This window comes from Oscillospiraceae bacterium MB08-C2-2 (assembly GCA_035621215.1).
GTDB lineage: Bacteria > Bacillota > Clostridia > Oscillospirales > Ruminococcaceae > WRAV01.
The window spans coordinates 256,806-272,845 of sequence record CP141729.1 but is presented as its reverse complement, the minus strand read 5'-3'; the positions used below and the strand labels follow the sequence as shown (position 1 = coordinate 272,845).

The 16,040-nt window shown below is 48.4% G+C and carries 12 protein-coding genes; 6 read left to right on the top strand and 6 right to left on the bottom strand.

Annotated elements, in window-relative coordinates; genetic code table 11:
• Positions 1 to 2: 2 nt before the first annotated feature.
• Entirely contained in the window at positions 3 to 611 is a 609-nt protein-coding gene (locus tag U6B65_01120; GenBank protein ID WRS27759.1) for a hypothetical protein, read from the top strand.
• 321 nt (positions 612 to 932) lie between these two features.
• On the opposite strand, the gene U6B65_01115 is transcribed toward U6B65_01120, so the two are convergent.
• From U6B65_01115 to U6B65_01100, 4 genes are all read right to left on the bottom strand, one after another.
• Positions 933 to 1,319 carry a RidA family protein gene (locus U6B65_01115; GenBank protein ID WRS27758.1) on the bottom strand — a complete coding sequence of 129 codons (387 nt, stop codon included), beginning with the start codon at positions 1,317 to 1,319 and terminating at the stop codon, positions 933 to 935.
• A 74-nt stretch (positions 1,320 to 1,393) separates the two neighbouring features.
• Entirely contained in the window at positions 1,394 to 2,467 is a 1,074-nt protein-coding gene (locus U6B65_01110) for a mannose-6-phosphate isomerase (GenBank protein ID WRS27757.1), read from the bottom strand.
• Positions 2,468 to 2,597: 130 nt separating this feature from the next.
• Positions 2,598 to 3,326 carry a tyrosine-protein phosphatase gene (locus U6B65_01105; GenBank protein WRS27756.1) on the bottom strand — a complete coding sequence of 243 codons (729 nt, stop codon included), beginning with the start codon at positions 3,324 to 3,326 and terminating at the stop codon, positions 2,598 to 2,600.
• Between the two features lie 449 nt (positions 3,327 to 3,775).
• A complete protein-coding gene (locus U6B65_01100) occupies positions 3,776 to 4,420 on the bottom strand; it encodes a lactate utilization protein (GenBank protein ID WRS27755.1) in 645 nt (214 codons plus the stop codon).
• Between the two features lie 233 nt (positions 4,421 to 4,653).
• On the opposite strand from U6B65_01100, the gene U6B65_01095 reads away from it, so the two are divergent.
• The 3 genes from U6B65_01095 to U6B65_01085 all read left to right on the top strand — a co-directional run bounded on the left by U6B65_01095 (position 4,654) and on the right by U6B65_01085 (position 7,800).
• Complete coding sequence (locus U6B65_01095; protein WRS27754.1) at positions 4,654 to 5,694, top strand: nitrilase-related carbon-nitrogen hydrolase; 1,041 nt, start codon at positions 4,654 to 4,656, stop codon at positions 5,692 to 5,694.
• Between the two features lie 181 nt (positions 5,695 to 5,875).
• Positions 5,876 to 6,934 (top strand): polysaccharide deacetylase family protein, encoded by a 1,059-nt coding sequence (locus tag U6B65_01090; protein ID WRS27753.1) that lies wholly within the window; start codon positions 5,876 to 5,878, stop codon positions 6,932 to 6,934.
• Positions 6,931 to 7,800, top strand: coding sequence for a polymer-forming cytoskeletal protein (locus U6B65_01085; protein WRS27752.1), 870 nt, complete (start codon positions 6,931 to 6,933; stop codon positions 7,798 to 7,800). Before U6B65_01090 ends, U6B65_01085 begins: the two co-directional genes overlap by 4 nt.
• An 81-nt stretch (positions 7,801 to 7,881) precedes the next feature.
• On the opposite strand, the gene U6B65_01080 is transcribed toward U6B65_01085, so the two are convergent.
• Positions 7,882 to 10,530, bottom strand: a complete 2,649-nt coding sequence (locus U6B65_01080) for a cation-translocating P-type ATPase (GenBank protein ID WRS27751.1) — start codon at positions 10,528 to 10,530, stop codon at positions 7,882 to 7,884.
• 417 nt (positions 10,531 to 10,947) lie between these two features.
• On the opposite strand from U6B65_01080, the gene deoD reads away from it, so the two are divergent.
• The gene (gene deoD / locus U6B65_01075) at positions 10,948 to 11,658 is read left to right on the top strand and encodes a purine-nucleoside phosphorylase (GenBank protein WRS27750.1); all 711 of its coding nucleotides are present in this window, start codon (positions 10,948 to 10,950) and stop codon (positions 11,656 to 11,658) included.
• Between the two features lie 132 nt (positions 11,659 to 11,790).
• On the opposite strand, the gene U6B65_01070 is transcribed toward deoD, so the two are convergent.
• On the bottom strand, positions 11,791 to 14,808 hold the full coding sequence (locus U6B65_01070) for an EAL domain-containing protein (GenBank protein WRS27749.1): 3,018 nt from the start codon (positions 14,806 to 14,808) through the stop codon (positions 11,791 to 11,793).
• A gap of 654 nt (positions 14,809 to 15,462) precedes the next feature.
• Between U6B65_01070 and U6B65_01065 the strand changes: the two genes are divergently transcribed.
• Positions 15,463 to 16,032: a LemA family protein gene (locus tag U6B65_01065; protein WRS27748.1), complete on the top strand. Its 570-nt coding sequence runs from the start codon at positions 15,463 to 15,465 to the stop codon at positions 16,030 to 16,032.
• Positions 16,033 to 16,040: the final 8 nt, after the last annotated feature.

Genomic DNA, 16,040 nt, shown 5'->3' with positions numbered 1-16,040 from the left:
AGATGATTGCTGTTTCGCTTGTATGGTTGCTGCTTTTCACCGCCTGCGGTAAAAAAGACAGCACCCAGATTCTGCCCTATAACAATGGAGGAACCCGGGCTGTGATTGTGCCGGATGCCCCCTCTCTGCCTGAAAGCGAATCTGCCCCCAGTGAGGGAGAAGAAGCTTCTTCATACGATGAAAGCGAGGATACCAGCGGAAACAGCAGCTCTCAAGATGCGCTTGCCGCTGAGGTGGCGGCCGCTTCTTTAGGCAATCTGGTGGAAATCAAGGAGAAGCTGTTTATTGCCCAAACCAATGATATCTACCTGAACCCGGAAGATTATGTGGGGAAGATCATTAAATACGAAGGCATTTACAACACCAACACTTGGACGGAAACCGGGCAGACCTATCACTATGTTATTCGCTATGGCCCGGGCTGCTGCAGCTACGATGCCAATGCCGGGTTTGAGGTCACTTGGAACAATGCTTACCCCCAACCCAACGATTGGGTGGAGGCCGTGGGTGTTTTGGAAATGTATGAGGAAAACGGCTGGCAGTATCTGCGGCTTCAATTGCTTTCATTGAAAGTTTTGGAAGTTCGGGGAGCGGAAAGCGTTACAACTTAACCAGCCCTTGCCTGTGCAAAAGAATAAAAGTATAGGGCTGGACATTCATCAAAAAATCATCTCAGAAATGGAGCTGGGGACTTACAGCATTCGTATCAGCGTTTTGCTTGCTTTGTCTGAATTGTACGACACACCCATTCAGGATTTTTTCGCTGATTTAGACCGCTGCGAGTAGACAGACCCCATCGGGACAGTGCGCTAAAGATACCCCTTCGAAAATCCTATTTTGAGCGCCACAGCTTTGCCCGGCCGCTTAAAATACAAAAAACGGACTATCCGCTTTACGCCGATAGTCCGTTTTTTTAGACCGTTTTAAAAGCCCTATTTACCAATATAGGCTACAACTTCAATCTCCACATGCACACCACGGGGAAGAGACGCCACAGCCACACAGCTTCTGGCAGGCGGGTTGCCATCAAAATAGGTGGCGTAAACCTCGTTGACATTAGCAAAGTCGTTCATATCGGTCAGGAATACAGTGGTTTTAACCACCTGCTCCATAGAAGCACCTGCTTCCTCCAAAATGGCCTTTACATTGTCAAGACTGCGGGCAGTGGCCTTTTTAATACAGCTGGTTTCCAGCTCACCGGTGGCAGGGTCTGCGGGAATCTGGCCGCTGGTGTAAATAAAATCTCCCACTGCAACGGCCTGAGAATATGGGCCAATCGCCCCTGGGGCCTTGTTGGTGGAAATAACTTTCTTGCTCATGATTTATTAAGCTCCTTTCAATATGCCATTCCTTGGGAGGCTTTCATCACCTCCGAAAGAAAATTTCCCTGATTTTATGCGCCGGGGCCGGGCTTCATGACCAAAACCTCAGCCTTGGAGCTATCCAGACGGTATTCCACCTGATCACAGGCGGCACTGACAAAAAAGCTTTCGCCTGCTTTCAGCTCCAGAGTATCCTCGCCGGCCGATACAGTAACAGCGCCCTTGGTCACCACGCCGGTATAGAAGGTTTCGGTGGTCTTATCAATCATACAGTTTTTAAGCACAGTCAGCTTATCCACTGTGAAGCAATCAGTGAGAGCCGGGGTAATCAGAGTTTCATATGTATATTCCGGGGTAGAAATAGCCATGGCGGGGGTTACACGCTGATTGCGGGTCACTTCCTCCACAGAATAGCTGGTATAATTAAAGATTCCCATAGCATCATAGGGTTCAAGGCCCATATAATAGGTCTGCTTGTGATCCACCTTGCGGGCCGGATCAAACTCACAGCGCACGCACCAATCCGAAGGTTCCATGATCTCAATCATCAGGACCCCTTCACCAATAGCATGCGGCATGCCACCGGGAATAAACCACACATCCCCCGGCTTAACAGGAACTTTGTCAAAGCAGGCGGAAAGGCGCTCACTATCCTGCTTCAGCACAATATCTGTCCATTCTTCCCTGCTGGGGGCCCGCTGGAAACCAAGCCAGATATAGGGGTCAATGCCCGGACGAACACTGAAAATATAGTAAACCTCCAGCTTGCCATATTTTGAATTCAAATGCTTGCGTGAAAAATCCCGGCTGGGATGCCCCTGCATGCAAAGGCGGACAGCAGAATCCAATATCTTGGTCAAAAAGCCGGTTTCAATCCCAAACTTGCTGTAATGGGCTTTGCCCAAATAATGCTCCGGTGCCTCGCTGAGAAAATCCCGGAACAGTCGGCCATCCTCGAGAGTGGAAAGCCCCTCGTTTTCAACCGGCTCCATATCCGGGTTTCCCGCGTTGACAGTAGATGCAATCCAATCCTCCGGCTTATTGTTATCAACACAGGTGCTTTTGCGCCGAAGCATATCGGTAGCGGCTCCGCCTGTGTAGTTGCGGCGCACTCGATTTTCTGCAAATTTGACCAAATTTTTCATTACTCTGCCTCCCTGCTGTAATATCGCGCGGCTAGCTTTATTGTAGCGTATTTTGCTGTGCAATACAACTACTTAACAAGAGGTGTCCTGTGGTTTTTTATGCCACATGCTGTAACAGAAGAAAATGCTTTTAGGGCTCCACAAACGTTTTCAGCAGGCTTTCCAGCTGCTGGGGGGTATTGCCCTGCGCAAGCAAATATTCTCTTGCCCCGCCGTATTTCCGCTGAAGATGTGTGTAGGTATCCGCCATAAATTCCGGGCGGGATTCAAACACATAGCTGGGAATACCCTCAATCTCCTGCGCCCGCAGCAAGGGGCGCACCAGATCCCCGCTGATCACATAATTGTGCAGGATATCCTCCCGGCTGACCCCAGCCAAATCCAGAAGCAGCATGGCAATGATCCCGGTGCGGTCTTTGCCGGCTGTGCAGTGAAAAACCATGCACCGATACTGAGGATCACTCAAAAGATCGAACACCTGGCGAATCAGCTCTCCATCCAGATCAAGCAGCCCCATATACATAGTTTGCATCGAGCTGGGATACATCAGCTCCTGCTTTGAAATATTAGACTGCACCTGATCCAGCATGGGAATATTCCGATAAACAATCTTCTCATGCTCTGCCAGAGAATCCGGCTTATCACACACCTCCCGCTGAGAGCGCAGATCAATGATGCAATCCACCCCATATTCCAGCAGGATTTCCTGATCCCGCTCGGTTAAATCCCCCAGACCGGCCGCCCGGATGAACACCCCCATTGCCGTTTGCTTGCCTCCCGCACAGGGTATGCCGCCCAAATCCCGCACATTGCGAGCTCCCTCTAAATCAATGATGTTGTAGCCCTTAAGGGTATCCATCGCTTTCTCGCTCCCTTTCCTGAATAAAATGAGTGAAACAATGTCCACTGAACAAATGCGCTTTGCGAAGCGCACTTGCAACCAGAGCAATTTTCGCTCTGGTTGACAGCAAAACAGGCCTGTTTTGATGTTTCAGAACCATTGATTGACTGCCTAAAAGGATTTGCGGACACACGCCACAAATCCTTTGTGTAAGTTTTTCTGCCGTATTCGGCAGAAAAACTTACATCCAAATAAGGCAAACGCCCCGCTGAAGCGGGGCGCCAGACTGTAGACATAACTGACTTCAACTTGAAGACCTTATGGTTTTGATGCGTAATTCTTCCTATGTCGAATTGATTTCGACACAGGAATCCCACTTTTTGCGCCGGAGCGGCGCGTGAAAATATAGGTTTTATTTTAACATAGAGAGCAGCTTTGCGTCAATGTGAAAAACAACCACTTTTGAATCAATAACCGTAAGAATCCGGCAGCAGAAACACCTTAATCCGGCGGGTTCCCGGTTCTCTTTCTCTTCCCTTTTCAATAACCAGCTCCATGTTGCACATCCGCTCATCGGTGGCACAGTCTCTGCAAACGCCGGTTAAGGCACAGGGAGTGGTTTTTTCCAGCCGAACCCCATTGGCGGGAGCTGAAACCTCCCGGTTGCGGCGGCGGGCGGCTTCAATATCGGTTACAATTTTGTTGGCTCCTGCCACCACTACCACATTTCTGGGGCCATAAGCCATAGCGGCAATCCGGTTGCCGTTGCCATCCATGCAGTAGAGCTTGCCATCCTCCGTGACAGCGTTGGCACTGGTAAAATACACATCGCAGCCCAATGCCTGATAGTAAATCTCACGAAGGTTGGCCCCCGGTGCATAGCGGTCATAATACTCATACGGTCCGTTTTGGAGCATGGCCTCCACACCGGTTTCCCGAAGTGTCATAGAGCCTCCCACCGAGCAGGATTCTCCTTCTTTTAAAACCTCACGGATTTTCTCATAAAGCTCCTGTGTGTTCTGCACCACATAGGCATCTATGCGATTGGCACCCAGCGCCTTTGCGGTACGCTCCAGTCGTTTTTCCACTATCAGTGACAGGTTTTTGTCCATAACTTTGGCCACCCCTTCCAAGATTGCTTTGTCTGCACAACTCCAAAATGCAGTCTGCCTTTTACAGATAACAGTATAGTATAAAATGGTGTGTCTTTCAAGATATGGTATTTGATCGTTTGTCTTTTTATGGTATACTATCTGAAAATACAGATAGTATACCACCCTATGGGCAAGGCGGTCAGCCCGCCTGATTCACTCATATAGTTACATCCTGAAAGGAGGCGGCCCGGATGAAATTCAAAGTAAATATTCGCTCCCATCAGGCGCTTTTAATCTCCTACAAGCTCTCAACCCGGGAGGTGGATAAATGCATCCGGCGGCTGGATATCCGCCAATCGGATAATTTATCCTACACCACCCAAAGCGATCTGCGGGTTTCGGCTGTTCAGCTTAAGCTGCGCAAATATGAGGCTTTATGGGATTATATCAGCGACATGAATCAATATATCGAGCAGGCTGTCAATCAAAGGGCTCAGCTAGTCTGTTTTCCGGAGTATGCCGGATTGCTGCCGATTTTTCTGATTCCCAGCTTTTCCGGTCTGAGCGCTTCCTATAAGCAGGAGGGCCGCACCCCTGAGTGGACGGCTGCTTTTGATGATTTTCTTTCCTACTTTTCAGATTTTATATTTGATGTTTATTTCCACACTATGTCTGAGCTGGCAAAGCTTCACGGCGTTTTTATTATGGCCGGCTCCTCTCTTTATTTTGAACACACTAAGCTGCACCACCGGGCTTTTCTCTTTAACAACAGCGGTGATCTGGTCGGCTGTCAGGATAAGATGTCCCTTTCCCCACTGGAGCAGGATTTGCAACTTCAGCCCGCCACAGAGCTGAAGGTATTCGATACCCGGCTTGGTGCTTTCTCCCTGCTGACCGGCACAGACGAGCAACACCCCATGCTGGCTCAAATTGCCAAGAAGCTTGGTGCTCAAGCCTTGCTGAGCCCTCGTTCCATGCAGGATTCGGTTCCTCCCTCCCCGCTGACCTCCGGCCTTGGCCTGCGTGTGCAGGAAAATCATCTCTTTGGAATTCAGTCCTCTATGACGGGGGATACCGGGCTGGGATTCTCGTTGAATGGGGACACCCGCATTTATTCCCCCAACGAGCTGCTCAAGGTTAAAAATGGCACCATCGCTAAAGCGCTGAGCGCAGGCGAAGGTGAAATCATCTCTGCCCGGCTGGATTTAGAGGCACTAAGCTGCCTGCGCAATCCCTATACCCAAGACCGCAACCGGGTTTTGGAAAGAAAATATCTTGGGAAGCTGCCGTAAGGCCACTGCAGGGGGCAATCCATCCTCCTATGCATATTGCCCAGAAAGTGCTCTCTTATATTTGGTATTTCAGCCCTGAAACCTTGATATTCTTTGAGGGATTTTGTCGATTTCCCTTGACATTCAAGGCATGATAACTTAAACTTAAAAAAGGTGTATTACATGTGAGGACGTTGAGAAAATGATAAACCCCAAAAGAGTGCAGCGGATCAAAACAGGCATTTATTTGTTTATTGTTCTGGTGCTGCTGCTCCCGGTCATTCTGACCGTTGTGCTGTATTTCCGAATGGGGCGCATGATGAAGGAGTTTCGTATCGCACAGGCGGCTGATGCCACATCTTCTATTTCAGAGGTTGCTGTATCGCAGCCGGATGCTCTGCCCGCTTTAGCCGTTCTTCCTGAAAGCGAAAACGGGCAGTCGAATGCAGATTCTTCCGCAGAGCTGGTCCCCCCTTCATCTTCTTCCCCAATGGAAGACAGTTCAGAAGCGGCTCCCGCTGTTTCTAACCCTTACATACCCACTGCCTATCAAAACCTTTATTTTGATACCTTGGCAGCACCTGCGCCAGAGCCATCTTCCAAAACGATTTATCTTACCTTTGATAACACGCCTTCCGGCGCCTCACAGCAGCTGCTGGATGTTTTAGATAAGTATGGCATTAAAGCCACCTTTTTTGTTTGGTGGGATGCCCGGGATTCGGTTGATAACATCGCTTTTTACAAAGAGCTGGTGAAAAATGGTCACAGCATTGGAATTCATTCTTATTCCTGCGTAGAGCCTTTCGATCGCATCTATGCTGATAAGGATGCTTTTTTAGCGGATTATCAGCGTATCTTTGAAGCAATTGAAAAAGCAACCGGCCAGCAGACCCGGCTCTACCGTTTGCCCGGCGGCAGTATCAGCCCCGGCAATTCCCAGCGGCAAAAGCTGTTGGCGCAACTCAAGGACGAGCTGGACTTACGTGGCTTTTTGCAGTTCGATTGGGATGCCTCTGCACAGGATGCGGTGGTTCCCCCTCTTTCCACGAAAGCTATCCTTAGCAATATCTATCCGGCTCTTGAGCAGTTGGATTCCGGCATTGTTCTGATGCACGATGGAACAGGCTCTTCTTCAACCGCCGAGGCTTTGGATGAATTGATTCAGGAATATACCGAAAGGGGCTATCGTTTTTTACCCCTTACTTCGGAAACAGCGCCTAAGTCCTTTCTAGAAAATTACGAGAAGGAGGTTGTGCAATGAGTTTGAAAGAGGATTTTTTAGAAGCTCTGCGCAGTGTCAAGCGGGATTTTATAAAGAATTCAGACCCAATCGCTCAACCTGACACACCTGCCCCTGTTGAAAACGATTTGTTCAGACCTGTTGTTGCATTTGATCAGGATAAGGATAACTTTGGGGATACCCAGCCCAGCTTTGAAAGCGCCCCTTCTGCTTCTTCCTACGGTGGCTATACGCCTCCTGCTCAGGAGCCGGAAGCTTCCCTTGAAGAAGAGGTTTCCTTTGATGCTCAACCAGAGCATGGTTCTGATTTTTTTGCAGAGAGTGCGGCTTCTGCTTACAGCTCTTATCAGCAGCCTTCTTCCAATGAACGTTCTTCTTATACAGATAGCCGTTCTATTGTGGATTCGTTGATCCCCGATTCTGCTTATGACGATAACAAAACTGTTATTTCCAAGGGAACCGTAATCCGGGGCGCTCTCCAGACTGAGGATTCTGTGCGGCTTTTGGGGCAAATTTTAGGTGATATTGACTGTAAATCCAATGTATTGGTAGCAGGCAAGGTTCGAGGCAATACCACAGCCGCCAATGCTTATATTGTTGGTGCTCAGGTAGATGGCGATGTTCGCTGCGATGATATCATCAACATTGATAACAGTGCATGGGTTTTGGGAAACATCAAGGCCCTGCAGGCAGAGGTAGAAGGCAAAATCAAGGGCAATCTGGATATCCGCAATTCTCTTTCTATCGGCAGCAGTTCCTCCATTCTGGGCAATATCTCCACCGATGAGATTGAAATTAAGCGTGGGGCTTTTGTCAACGGGCAGATTATGATGTATTCTCCGCCTAGAGATATGTTGGATCGCTTCGAGCAAATCAAAGAGAACTAAATACATAAACGCAAACAGGCATCGGAACCAATCCGATGCCTGTTTTTATATTTGAATATCACGGATTCACACTCAGGCTTTTTAAGAAACCTTGCGCTGTATCAGCTTAGTAAGCTCCACCAGTGCCAGCGGAATCAATGAAAAAGCCAGAGTAATCATCCACTGCCCGCCACTGAGTATGGATAAACTGAAAAAGCGCCGCAGGGCCGGGGTTAAAACAACAATCGCCAAAACCACACCCGAAACAACCATGGTAGCAAGCAGTAACTTGTTTTGGCCAACGCCGGAGGTGAAAATAGAATCTGTATTGGAGCGCTGATTCAAGGCATGAAACATCTGGGAGATCGCCAAAACCAAAAAGGCCATTGTCATCCCGACCGGATATCCACCGGAAGATAAGCCGAACTGATAGGCGGCCACCGTTGCCATGGTGATGAAGATACCGTACATAACAACCCGCACCACAAGCCCCCGCTCAAACAGGGTGCCCGATTTGACCGGCTTATGCTTCATAATGTTTTTACTGGCCGGGTCAACACCAAGGGCAATAGCAGGCAAAGAATCGGTGACCAGATTGATCAGCAGAATATGCACGGCCAGAATGGGGGCCTCCCAATTGAGAAGGGTAGCAATCAGCAGAGTGAGAATCTCCGCAATGTTACCAGCCAGCAAAAACTGGATAACCTTCTGGATGTTGCGATAAATGCGCCGCCCCTCACGGATAGCGTATTCAATGGTGGTGAAGTTATCATCCAACAGCAACATATCCGCCGCATCCTTCGCCACATCGGTGCCGCTTTTACCCATGGCAACGCCGATATTGGCGGCCTTGAGTGCAGGGGCATCGTTGACACCGTCTCCGGTCATAGCGGCAATTTCACCGGTACGCTGGAGAGATTCGATAATACGCAGCTTATCGCTGGGCGATACCCGGGCGAAGACCGTGGTATTCTTCATGGCTTGATCCAGCTCAGGATCGGACATGCTGTGCAGCTCATCCCCTGAAATCACTGTATTTCCTTCACGGAAAATGCTCAGCTGCTTTGCAATGGCCACTGCGGTGATTTTGTGGTCACCTGTAATCATAATGGTTCGGATGCCTGCATTGCGGCAGGTTTCCACAGCCTGAACCACCTCTTTTCGGGGCGGGTCTATCATGCCAACGGCCCCTAAAAAGGTCAGATCATATTCCACATTCGTGTCATCCTCCTGTGGGATTTCCGGCAGCATGCGCTTAGCAAAGCCCAAAACACGCAGCGCCTCCGCAGACATATTCAGGCACAGCTCCCGGATTTCCAGACGGTCCTTTTCGGTAATCGGCCGCACGCCGTGGGAAGTGAGAATATGTGTACACAGGGGAATCATTTCATCCACCGCACCCTTGGTGTAAGCGGTCAGCCCATCCTGCATCCTATGCACGGTAGTCATGCGCTTGCGGTCAGAATCAAAGGGCTGTTCAAACAAGCGTGGGTATTGCTCCTCCAAATGCTCCTGATCCATACCAAAAGCATCGGTTAAAAAGATCAAAGCGCCTTCCGTGGGGTCACCCAGTATTTCGCCGGGGCGATCCGGGTCAAGACTTGCGTTGTTGCAAAGAGCCGCTGCATACACAAGCTCCCGGTAAACAGCATGGGTATCCGCCCCTTTTTCCACAGCGGTTGGGGTACCTGCTTCAAAATCCCCATTCATGGCAATTTTGGTAACAGTCATGCGGTTTTGGGTCAAGGTGCCGGTTTTATCACAGCAGATCACGGTAGCCCCGCCCAGCGTTTCCACAGCAGGCAGTTTGCGTACCAGCGCATTTTTTCCGGCCATACGCTGCACACCCAGTGCCATTACAATGGTAGCAGTAGCCGGCAAACCCTCGGGTATTACCGAGATAGCCAAAGAAACAGCCGTCATCAGCAGCGGAATCCATGGCCGGCCATACAGCGAACCGATAACAAATATAATAATACACACCAGCAGGCCCACAATGCTCAGGGCCTTTCCGGCACTGTTCAGCTTTCTTTTAAGGGGAGTATCGTATTCATCCTGCTCCTCCAGCAGGGTGGCAATCTGGCCCACCTCTGTGTGCATGCCGGTTTCCACCACATACCCAATGCCGTTGCCATACATGACAACCGAGGCGCTATAGGCCATATTGGTGCGGTCACCCAAAGGGGCTCCCGCCGAAAACAAGGCATCGTCCTCTTTTTCCACCGGCACCGATTCACCGGTGAGAGAGGCCTCCTGAATTTTCAGGTTGTTGCTGCTCACCAGGCGAATATCTGCGGGGACAATACAGCCATCCTCCAGATACACAAGATCGCCCGCCACCAGCTCTTTGGCCGGTATGCGGCTTTCTTCTCCCTCACGGAGTACCCTTGCTGTGGGCGCGCCCATATTTTTCAAGGCCTCCAAGGCATTGGCCGCCTTTTTTTCCTGAATGATGCTTACTGCCGCATTGAGAGCGACAATAACCAGAATCACCACAGCCTCTGTCCATTCTTTAAGTATAAAGGATAGGCCGGCGGCTCCAATAAGAATCAGAACCATTACATCGGTCAGCTGCTCCCACAGCATTGCCAAAACTGATTTCTGTTTTTTCTGCCGTATCTCATTGAATCCGTTTGCTTTGAGCCTCTTTGCCGCCTCAGCATCGCTTAATCCATTCAGCGAGGTGTTGTGTATGCTTTCAACATCCTCCAATGTCTTGGCGTGCCAAGGCTTAGGTAAATGATCGTCCATTGAATAAAAAACTCCTTAGTAAAAATATATTTATCCGGCACGGAGCCAAGGCCCCGCACGGGGTATACACCTGTATCAATCCATCCTAAAAAAACAACAAAAAAAAGACATACCTTGACATTTTAAAAATGCAAAGCATATCATTCTATTCTTCCAAAACAAACCCTATTTAAACAGCATCGATCGCTGTCTTCGCTGCTACTGTCGCCATCATCCATGGAATGTCGAGAAGCTCCTTAGAAAACAATTTTATATCATTATATAACCTCATCAGAAAAATGTCAACTATTGCATAACATTTTTTACAGCAGTGAATAATGTAATCCTATACTCAGCTGTGATTCATACGATTCAGGGATTGATTTTACCCAATGTTATGTTATACTGGTTGCATAGTAAAAAAGGAGTGAGCCTGCTATGCCAACGCCACACAACCAAGCTGAAATGGGACAAATAGCCCAAACGGTTCTAATGCCGGGTGACCCCCTGCGTGCCAAATTTATTGCGGAAACGTATCTGGATAACCCTGTAGAGTTTAATCATGTCCGAGGTATGCTGGGTTACACCGGCTCTTATAAGGGAAAGCCTGTTTCGGTAATGGGCAGCGGTATGGGAATCCCTTCCATCAGTATTTATTCCTATGAGCTGTTCACCCAATATGGTGTGGAAAATATTATCCGCATCGGTTCTGCAGGTGGATACGCACCCGATTTGGCCCTTTTCGACGTGATTTTGGTTACTGAATCTTTTAGTGAATCCACTTACGCCCTCTATCAAAGCGGTTTCACCGGGAATGTTATCAAAGCCGGTGATGCTTTGTGCAAAAGACTTCGGCAGAGTGCATCCGGGCTGGAAATCCCACTGGTGGAAGGCCGTGTGCATTCCGGGGATATTTTCTATTATGAGCCACAGCCCAATCCCTACTGGAAGAAAGTTCATCAGGAACATGGCTGCATTGCCGTGGAAATGGAAAGCTTCGGGCTTTTCCACAATGCGGCGGTTACCGGAAAAAATGCCGCTTGTCTGCTGACCGTATCCGATCTGCTGGGTAAGGAAGAAGCCACCACGGCGGAGGAACGCCAGAAAAGCTTTACCAAAATGATGGAAATTGCTTTGGGTATTCTGTAAAATCCAAGATGAAAAAAGAGGTTGTCGCTTGATTGCGGCAGCCTCTTTTTTTATGTAAACCAGAACGTTTTCGTTTTGAGCAGCTGCCCTGCCCTTTCTCGAACGGGATACTTCCCTGTTCATCGGTTCGTATCACACAGTCAAGCCTCTCAAGGCCCGCTTTGCCTCTTCTGTAACATCGCCTATCTCAAAGGAAGGCTTCGCCAGAAAATATCCCTGCAAGTAGTTCACGCCCAGATCCACCACCGTATGCAGCTCTTCTTCCGTCTCGATACCCTCGGCAATGGTAAGAATTCCGTTTGTTTGGGTAAACTCCACCAGCCCTTTAAGAAGCTGCTGCTTTTTCAAATCCTTATCCACATCCTTAATCAGCCCAATGTCGAATTTCACATAATGGGATTTAATGTTCAGGATAGCGGATTCGTTGCTGTAACCGGAACCGAAATCATCAATGGCAATTTGCACCCCAAGCTGGGATGCCATCTCCAGCTTTTTCAGCATACTGGGCGCTGAGCCAAGGGATTCATCTCCTTCAGTCATCTCGAATACTGTCATAGGCAGGAGCTCATGGTATTGGGAAAGAATACGCTGCACATCCTCCTGCTCCAACACCTGACTGGGAATTGTATTGATAAAAATGCGGCTGTTTCCAAAAAGAGAACGCTTATTTTGATAGTAATCCAGCACATTGAAAATGGTCTGACGCTCAATATGATGAAGCTTGGATTGGGAGCGTGCAATCTGGAGCACCTCCAACGGCGAAGAAAACAACTCGCTATCGGGGCGCATGAGAGCTTCATAAGCGAAAATCTCGCCGCTGACCGCATCCACGATGGGCTGAAAGGCATAGCGAACACGATTGCTATCAATGAGAACGTTGAGCGATTCCTTCTTATTGATCAGGAACGAAAACTTTTCATAGGAGCCAGCGTCAAATTCATTGGAGGTTCCTTTTTTGGAGTTTTTAACCTCGAACATAGCATAATCCGCATAGCGGATCAGAGTATCCAGATCGGTGGTATCATCGGGATACCATGCAAATCCGGCCGAACTGCGCACCTTAAACGGACGGCTGTTGGGCAGGATCAACGTTGCCGTATCCATGGCATCACGCAGCGCCCAAAGCTGCTCATAAAGGTGTTCTTTGCTCTCAAAGCCGTATAGAAAGGTAAAGAACTCATCTCCGGAATTGCGGGCAGCCAGCGCATGCTCGGCAGGCAGATGGGCAAGAACCTGAGCCGCTGTGCAGAGATATTGATCACCCCAATTATGCCCATATGTATCATTAACATATTTCAGGCTGTCCAAATCCCATTTAATCATGCTGGCGACCTGCACTTGCCCTTTTTCCATCAACTTGTATACTTTATTGTAAAAAGCCTGGCGGTTAAAAAGATGGGTGAGGCTGTCATAATCACGCTCGAAATCCATCCGGCGCTTCTCCAAAACCTCCCGGGTAAGATCCATTACAGTACCCACAACCTTGGTTTCGGTCATTTTTGTGCGGATGCGGAGCCAGCGTGCTTCACCCTTTACCTGTGTAAAATAGACATCCTCCCAGCCTTCCTCCAAGTTGAGCATAACGGTTTCCAGCCGTGGGGTAAATGTGTTTTGATCCATCAGCCCACTGGCATTGGGAGGAAGCTCCAGCAGTCTCTGGGCTGTAGCTGAAACATAGGCTTTGTCGTTGCGTTGATTCACCTCAAAGACACCAACCAAGAGATCGGTCAGCTCAAGAATCGTAGCCACTTTGGAGGAAGCTTCGGCAACATCGTTGGCCATTACCCCCACTGCGGAAGAGAGCACATCCAACTCGGCAATGCCGGTTTCCACCACCTCAACACCACTATAAGGGTTTATTTCCTGAATGGAGCCCACCAATTTGGAAATAGGGCGCACGAACTTTCCGCTCAGGTAAAGAACCCCTGTCAGCGCCAGCACAAGGCTGAGCAGCAAAGAAATAATCACAACCTTTTGCAGCCACTGGGAGCTGATATACAAAGACTGCTCACGGGTAAGCCCGGCCAGATACCAAGTCTGATCTGCAAAAGGCGAGCCCCCATGGTATATCTTTAAGGGAACCACGCCCATGGCAACGCTTCGTTCTTCGCCTGATGAGGATAGGTAATCGACTTTATAAAAAGCTCCTTCTGTGCGGGGAATAATGCCATACTGTTTATAAATATCCACTGCGGAATAAATAGGCTGCAAAGAGCTGGAAGCCTCCAGCATGAAGCCGGTATAAACACTGCTGTAAAAGTTATTGCTCTCCCGATCATAGACTGCAAGAAAATAAGCGTTATCTCCATCCCGCACAATTTCTTCAATCGGAAGCAGATTCTGGAAATAATCCTGCGAAATGGCAACGCCCGCCACCCCGAATACTTCGCCGTCTTCACCGATTAAGGGCAGTGAATAGGTCATATTGAGACTTCCTTCAGGAGTCAGACGAAAGCTGGGAGACCAATACCCTAAATCTATAAGCTCCTTGGATGGATAGGTTTGCGCTGCATAAAGAGGCTTATAGAAATAATCCAGGCTCATTTGCAGCTTAACCTGCTGCGGGGTCAATGGTTTAAAATCAAAATCAAAGGTCCAGTCTTCATCAGCCAACACAGAATAGCGGTGGGAAACTGTCGGAGGCCCAACCACCAGCAGCACATCCGATTCATCCTCCTGTATCTGTTTGGGGTTTGCATATTGCAGCATAATCCCGGGCATCTGCTCTCCTGCCGGTTCAGTGGTGGGAACAGCATCTAAAACGATAAAAGCTCCGGTGGTGTTGCCAGAATGGAGCAGCCCCACAGTGGGAGCCATTAAGCTATCCAGTAATATACCAACCTGCTTGGGATCCTGTGAAAGCTCATCATAGCTCAGGCCGGTTTCTTCCATATATTCCTGAATGATGCGCACCATTTGATCATATTGATAAGAAAAGGAAGACCAGCGCTGTTCCATCTCCTTTTCCAATGCATCGGCCCGGATGGTAACATGACCCAGAAAATATTTTTCGGAATCCTCATCCAACCGTCCAAAAACGCCCTGCAAGCTCAGCACAACCAATACAATAATGGATTGAAAAACAATGAGGAGTATCATAAAGGCCACAAGACGTTTCCGGATTGAATTTTTTGCCAGTCTGGCCGCCAATACCACTCCCCCTTTAACATTGCACGGCCGGTGCTTCGCCTGTTATCAACCCACCGTTTTTTCCGCTTTACGGCATGTATAAATTATAAGGCACACTCAATAAAAAAAGCTGCTACAAGCTGGGGATAAATGCAATAAGTATCCATCCCTTTGCTCTTCGAATGATTTTTTTGCGTACACTATGATAATATCAAATACATACTTCAAATGCAACAAAAGGCAACATAAAAACATGAAAAAATCGGTATTGCGACACGGCTATATAGGTTCATGGTTTCTTCATTTGTTTTTTTGACCGAATCAGAGTATAATAACCCATATAATGTCCACTAAACAAATGCGCTTTGCGAAGCGCATTTGCAAACAGAGCAATTTTCGCTCTGTTTGATGGCAAAACAGGCTTGTCTTGCCGTTTCAGATACATTAATTGACTGCCTGAAAGGATTTGCGAACACACGCCACAAAACCTTGCACCTGAACAATTTAAAAACGCTGTCAAAGTATCTCTATTGTCAGTTATATAATTAAGTGAAATTAGAAGACGAACAGCTCTATGGTCATGCCGTGCAATCAATTTTCAAAGGCTCGGCATGAGGTTGCTTTACCCGTTTTAAATGCTTGTTTTTTCAGATTATGTTAAAGGATGGTATGAATATGAAAAAAGGTACAATTATACTTCTGGTAATTATTGGAATTGTTTTAGTGATCGTGTTTTCACTGGCCGGAACCTACAATGGAATGGTGGCTTCCAGTGAAACGGTTCAGCAAAGCTTCGCTGATGTGCAGGCTGATTTGCAGCGCCGCAATGATTTAATTCCCAATTTGGTTGCAACAGTCAAGGGCTTTGCCACCCATGAAGAAGAAATATACACAAGCATTGCCGATGCCCGCTCCAAGCTGATGGGCGCTGGCAGCATGCAGGAGGTGGCCCAGGCCGATTCCGAACTGAGCTCGGCTCTTTCAAGACTGCTTGTTGTGGTTGAAAATTACCCAGAATTAAAAGCCAACCAAAATTTCTTGGATTTACAGACCCAGCTGGAAGGCACTGAAAATAGAATTAAGGTTTCTCGCCAGCGCTACAATGAGGCTGTTCGGCAATACAACGGCCGCATCCGCAGATTCCCTTCCAACCTGTTGGCGGGAATGTTTGGGTTTGACAAAATGGATTATTTTGAAGCCGAGCAATCAGCTCAATCTGCGCCTACTGTGGATTTTTCCAAGTAGCCGGAATG